Below are 6309 nucleotides of genomic sequence, written 5' to 3' on the forward strand. Positions count from 1 at the left end.
GGTGCAGTCCGGATACCCGGTGCAACCGATGAACTGGGAGACTCCCTTTCGCCTGATACGTAGATCTTTGCCACAGATCGGACAGGGACCAATGGTCAGTTCTTCATCGGTCTGATCCATGATCTCCCTGCCGATGAGTTCGCTATTCGGCTCAAGCGAATCAAAGACCTTGTGAAGCATGGTGCGGGAATCTTCTACCACGTGATCACGGGACTGCTTCTTGACCTTGATCTCCTCCATCGCGGCTTCGAGAGTACTAGTCATGTCAGGACTGGTAATCTCTGATGCATGCCCTTCAAGTGACTCGGTAACCGCTCTCCCGACGAGCGTCGGCCGTAAGGGGTTTCCTTCGATATACTTGCGGCCCATCAGTTTCTGAATCACTTCGTGCCTGGTAGACTTGGTCCCAAGCCCGAGTTCCTCCATCATCTGGATGAGTTTGCTCTGCGAAAACCGCGGAGGTGGCTGGGTCTGCTTCTCCTCCAGATTGACAGCCTTGATTGGAAGTTCCTCACCCGGCTTTACTACCGGCAGGACCGTGTCCTTGGCATCAGAGTAGGTGTACACCATCCTCCATCCGGCCTCCTTAAGCCGGCTTCCGGTTGAGGTGTAGCCTTCAGTGGATGCGGTGAGGTTGATCTTCATCGTCAGCCACTCTGCATCGGGAGAAAGGGTAGCAAGGAACCTGCGGACGATGAGTTCATACACCTTCCAGTTATCTCCGAGCTGCTCCGGGGTGGCTACTCCTGCCGGATGAATTGGAGGGTGATCGGTTGAGGACTTCTTCCCCTGTGTCGGCGTCTTACGCCGGTTCTTTCTGACCCACGCGACCTCCTTGGCGAACTGCGTCTTTTCAAGCGTATCGAGGATCGATTCCAGGTTCAGCGATGGCGGATAAATGGTGTTGTCGGTTCTCGGATACGAGATGTACCCGTTCATATACAGGTCTTCTGCAATCCGCATTGCATTCGCAGCTGAAAGACCGAGGCGTGCAGCAGCGACGATGAAACCCGTTGTATCGAACGGAGTTGGTGCCTTGTCATTGCGGGTACCTTCCTTGACATCCGTTACCCTGAGCGGCTTTTTGGTTGCGGCATATGCTGCTTCTGCCTGAATCTTATCAGTAAACTTCCCATTGACGTGCCTGGCACTGAATGGCTCGCCAGCCTTTTCAGTATCAAGTGATATCTCCCAGTAGGGTTCAGGAACAAACGCTTCAATCTCACGCTCGCGATCCACGATCATGGCGAGGGTGGGACTCTGAACCCTGCCCACCGAGAGGATGTTGTTCCCACCCCGTCGGGCAGATAGACTGATAAACCGGGTTAATGAAGCACCCCAGAGCAGATCCACGATCTGCCGGGCCTCACCCGCTGCTGCAAGGTTAAAATCAATATCTGAAGGACTTGAAAAGGCACGGTTGATCTCTTCAGGCGTAATCGCTGAGAACCGGGCACGGTCAACCCTGACTTTGCTGTTCACTGCACGGACGAGTTCATACGCCTCTTTACCGATCAGTTCCCCTTCGGTATCAAAATCAGTGGCAATGGTGACACGGTCAGCTTTCTTTGAGAGTTTTTGGACCAGTTTTACGATTGCAGGTTCGGTTGGACGTTTAAGTACCCCTGCATCGATAAGGGAGCGGGGAGGATGAGTCTCAGAACGCCAGTTGGTATATCCCTCCACGAAATCGATCTCAACCACGTGACCTCGGAGCCCGATCGTGGCGGTATCGGCAAACTGGTATACGTTTACACCGCTCTCTTTCTTCTGGGATATCTTCTCTTTTCCGGCCAGTATCTGTGCGATACGATTCGCAGCGATATTTTTTTCCGCTATGATAAGATGCATAATGATATCCCAGTCCTCCGCTTATGCTCCGTCCTGCATCTTCCCGAGTTCTTCCCTGAGAAGAGCATTCAGGTGACCGGGATCAGCCCTGCCCCGGCATTTCTTCATCACCTGGCCGACCAGGAAGTTCAGGGCCGGCCCCTTACCGGCATGATAGTCAGCAACCGGCTGGGGATTTTCGGCGATAACTGCCCTGACCATATCGGTTATCTCATCGCCACCTGTTTTCGCAAGCCCGAGGCGATTGACGATGGATGCAGGCATCTCTGGTTTTTCACCGTTCTTTACCTGATCAAGGATGATTCGCAGGATCTCAACCCCGCTTTTATCAGTGATGGTATCTGCTTTCAAAAGGCCGATCAGTTCCATAAAGTGAACGATCGGCATGGCATCAATAGAGAAGTCACGGTAATTGAGTTCACCAAGCAGGTAATCCGCAGTCCAGGTTGCGGCAAGGTCAGGGTCTGCCTTTGCTACCTGCTCATAGAATTCTGCAAGTTTGAGCCCTCCGGTAAGGGTCCGTGCATGCTCAAGTGAACATCCGTACTGTTGCATAAACCGCTCGCGGCGTGCATCAGGGAGTTCGGGAAGGACAATCCCCTCGACCCAGTCAGATACCTGCATCGGCATGAGATCAGGCTCTGGGAAGTACCGGTAATCGTTCTCCTCTTCTTTGCTTCGTGAGGAGGTGGTGATACCCCGTGCCTCCACAAAGTGACGGGTCTCACGTGCAACAACCTGTCCACGACGGATCACATTCCGCTGCCTGGTGATCTCAAAGGTCAGAGCCTTCTCCACCCCTTTATACGAGGAGATGTTCTTGACCTCGACCCTGCCGGAGCCCTTCAGCGAGATGTTTGCATCAACCCTGAGTGAACCCTCTTTCTCGCTGTCAAATACGTTCAGATATTCAAGGGTGGCACGAAGTTTATTCAGGAATCGTCGTGCTTCTTTCGGCGATTTGAGATCAGGTTCGGTGACGATCTCAATCAGTGGGACACCGGCACGGTTGTAGTCGATAAGGGTATATTTACCACGGTCGGTGGTTCCCATATGAACTGATCTTCCGGGATCCTCTTCTACATGAATCCTGGTGATCCTGATATCACGTTCGCCGTCTTCACCCTCGATCATCAGTTTTCCCCATTCGGCAAGCGGACGATCATACTGGGTGATCTGGTATGCCTTGTTAAGATCAGGGTAGAAGTAATTCTTTCGCGAAAAGTCGCACTCTTTGAGGACTGAACAGTTCAGCGCCTTGGCAACCCTCATCGCAAACTCGATCACTTTCTTATTCAGGACCGGCATGCTACCCGGCAGACCAAGACAGACCGGACAGGTGTGGGTGTTTGGTTCGTCATCCCTGAAATCAGTTGAGCAGCCACAGAAGAGTTTGGACCTGGTATTCAGTTGACAGTGTATCTCGAGACCGATGATAACGTCGTCGTGCTCCATCAGACTGCCCCCTGTTCGTATGCGAATGCAGTATCAATTACTTTCTCGTCCTCGAAGTGTCTGCCAATGAGTTGAAGCCCGACCGGCATACCCTCAACCTGTCCACAGGGGACTGATATTGCCGGAACACCGGCGAGATTTGCAGGAACGGTCAGAATATCGGACAGGTACATCTGAAGCGGATCAGACTTCTCCCGGAGTTTGAATGCAATGGATGGCATTGTCGGTCCTGCAATCATGTCAACTTCCCCAAAGAGCCTGGCAAAGTCATCACGGACCATCTGCCGTGCGGTCTGAGCCTTCTGATAATACCTTCCAAAGTACCCGGCAGCGAGTGAGAAGGTTCCCAGGATGATCCGACGCCTTACTTCTTTGCCGAACCGCTCCTGTCTGCGGTCAGAGAACTCCTCATGCCAGCTCTTCCGCAGGTCACCACCCGGCCCGTACCGGATCCCGTCAAACCTGGCCAGGTTTGATGAGGCTTCACTGGTGCAGATGACATAGTAGGCGGCAAGGGCATGACTCATGGACGGCATGGAACAGGGCACAGCCTCTGCTCCTGCCTGCTCCAGGACACTGACGGCTTTTTTGACCGTGTCAGCAACCTTGGGGTCAACACCTTTGCCGAAGAATTCCTCAGGCAGACCAATGCGAAGGCCCTTGACCGAAGGATTTGGAGTATGGATATAGGGACGATCAACCGAGGTTGAATCACGTTTATCATGTCCGGCTATCACCGAAAAGAGCCGGGAAACTCCGGTCACGTCCTTTGCCATCGGTCCGATCTGTTCAAGTGAGTTGGCATAGGCGATGAGCCCGTATCGCGAAACGCGGCCATAGGTTGGTTTTAGTCCGACGATCCCGCAGAACGCAGCAGGACACCGGATCGAACCACCGGTATCAGAGCCAAGCGCCATATCGCAGTATCCGGCTGCCACCGCTGCTGCCGAACCTCCTGATGAACCGCCTGGAACCCGGCCAGGGTCACAGGGATTAAGGGTAGGACCAAACGAACTGTTTTCAGTCGTGGTTCCCATCCCGAACTCGTCCATATTGGTCTTGCCCACGATGGCTGCTCCTGCAGATTTCAGGAGGGTGACGACATGGGCGTCATATGGAGGAATATATCCTTTCAGAATCTGTGATGCACAGGTGGTCTCTATTCCCCGGGTTGAGATATTGTCTTTTATGGCGACAGTTACCCCGCTGAGCGGTCCGTCTTCGTATGAAACTTCGGGGATGGTGGTGATGAAGGCATGGACCTTGTCATCAGGAGTGAATGTGAGGGTTTTTGCCATCTTACATCACCCTTGGTGCTTTGAAGAATCCATCTTCTTTCTCTGCTGCATTGCGAAGCGCTTCTTCCTGGCTTAGAGATTCAGTGATCTCATCTTCCCTGAAGATATTGACAAGGCCGCGATCGATAGTTGCTCCCTGGGGGAGGGTGTCGAGCATCTCAAAGTAGGTGAGGATTTCTGAACACTGGGATGTAAATTCTTCAATCTCGCGGTCATCGACTCCGACATCGGCGAGTTTTGCTATTTTTCTGACGTCTTCTGATACTACCATTATTCCTTATGCCTTCCTGATATGGTGCATGTAATCTGAAACTGAGTTCTGATAACCGTTCTGCCTTGCAAGATGTTTTATTTCTTTCCAGATCCCGGTTCCGTACTGCATGGCCTTCTTCTCATAATAAGCGGTCTCTGGTGAGAGATACCGGGCTGCTACCTCCCGGAGCGGCCTTTTTCTGATCCCATCGCGTACCCTGTCAGTGAGGGGTATTTCCGATGCAGCGCACACTACCCTGATGTCCAGGTACGGCATCGAGAGCCAGGTCTGGTGGTATCCGGCAATGGTCTGGTCCCGCATACCCTGTCGTGAAAGTGAGGCAAAGTCGGTAGAGAAGGTTGAGGCTAGTTCTTCTTCGGTCTTTCCCAGATACCGGGAGTACCCGCCAAAGACCTCGTCTGCTCCCTGGCCGGTGAGAATACGTTCGTACCCTGCCTCGTGAGCAGTCTCAGTTACGAAGAAAAGCGTGGTTGCGATGGCGAGATCTACCGGGGTAGGATCAGGGAGGAGGGTTAATACTGTTGGCAGGACTGTTTCGATCTCAGCCGGAGTGACGGTCCGGATCTCAAGTTGGAGATTCAGTTCCCGTGCGACCTGGCTGGCACGTTTGAGATCATGTGAGTCCTTCACGCCTACCGCTATGCAAGGACGCCTGGCAAGGGCTGCAACCAGGGCTGAATCAACTCCACCGGAGAGAGCAGTTACACCCTCATCAGCCCGAAGCCTGATTGCATCAACAATCGCAGAATGGAGATCGATGGATCGGGTGAGCGGTTCGATCTCTCCAAGCCTGATCCCGTGATCCCAGATCGAGCCTGCTGCACAGTTCCCCGGCATAATACCAAAGTGATCGCGTGCGCAACCGGTCTCCCATTTCAGGAAGAATTCTCCTCCAAAGCGGAAGGCCTTCTCACGGTCACCGGTAAGTATGCGGGAGATCTCATCCGGGGTTAAGACAGTTCCATCAAGTTCGACCCAGCCTTTCCGTTCCATCTGTCTTCTCAAGGTGGAGGACACACCCTATATAAGCATATTCGGCGGAGTGCTGTATGGAAAGGATACTATAACTCTGGCAGGTTTGACAGGAACTACCGGTGGGTGAGAGGGAACAGATGGGAACTTATAGTTTCAGGGAGAATTAGGTAAGGCATATCTGACCGGTACTGCGGTATTAGCGCCGGTTCTTTTGATCTTCAGATATGATCTTATTCAGGGTGCGAGGGTACCAAAGCCAGGCCAAATGGGCCGGACTTAAGATCCGGTTTCGCAGGAATTCAAGGGTTCGAATCCCTTCCCTCGCATAAAAAATAGTGAATTCACCGCGATACGCTTTTTTATTTCTGGTAAATGACCAGGGCATCCATTCCCTCTCATCTGACTCTGCATGAGGTGATGGAATACTCATCCAACCGGTGTAGGATGAACCGCAAA

General features: G+C 52.7%; 5 protein-coding genes and 1 tRNA gene. 1 reads left to right on the forward strand and 5 read right to left on the reverse strand.

Going from position 1 to position 6309, the window contains the following annotated elements; genetic code table 11:
- The 5 genes from LUQ50_RS06350 to LUQ50_RS06370 all read right to left on the reverse strand — a co-directional run.
- Positions 1–1851, reverse strand: a 1851-nt coding sequence (locus LUQ50_RS06350; protein ID WP_300037872.1) for a DNA topoisomerase I, incomplete at its 3' end; no start/stop codon positions are given.
- Between the two features lie 21 nt (positions 1852–1872).
- Positions 1873–3306, reverse strand: a complete 1434-nt coding sequence (gene gatB, locus LUQ50_RS06355) for an Asp-tRNA(Asn)/Glu-tRNA(Gln) amidotransferase subunit GatB (protein WP_300037875.1) — start codon at positions 3304–3306, stop codon at positions 1873–1875.
- Positions 3306–4604, reverse strand: a complete 1299-nt coding sequence (gene gatA, locus LUQ50_RS06360; protein ID WP_300037878.1) for an Asp-tRNA(Asn)/Glu-tRNA(Gln) amidotransferase subunit GatA — start codon at positions 4602–4604, stop codon at positions 3306–3308. Before gatA ends, gatB begins: the two co-directional genes overlap by 1 nt.
- A gap of 1 nt (position 4605) precedes the next feature.
- A complete protein-coding gene (gatC, locus tag LUQ50_RS06365) occupies positions 4606–4875 on the reverse strand; it encodes an Asp-tRNA(Asn)/Glu-tRNA(Gln) amidotransferase subunit GatC (protein ID WP_300037881.1) in 270 nt (89 codons plus the stop codon).
- A gap of 6 nt (positions 4876–4881) precedes the next feature.
- Positions 4882–5871, reverse strand: coding sequence for an asparagine synthase C-terminal domain-containing protein (locus LUQ50_RS06370; RefSeq protein WP_300037884.1), 990 nt, complete (start codon positions 5869–5871; stop codon positions 4882–4884).
- A 223-nt stretch (positions 5872–6094) separates the two neighbouring features.
- Between LUQ50_RS06370 and LUQ50_RS06375 the strand changes: the two genes are divergently transcribed.
- Positions 6095–6179, forward strand: a tRNA-Leu gene (locus LUQ50_RS06375).
- Positions 6180–6309: the final 130 nt, after the last annotated feature.

This window comes from Methanospirillum sp. (assembly GCF_028679455.1).
In the GTDB taxonomy this organism is placed as follows: domain Archaea; phylum Halobacteriota; class Methanomicrobia; order Methanomicrobiales; family Methanospirillaceae; genus Methanospirillum.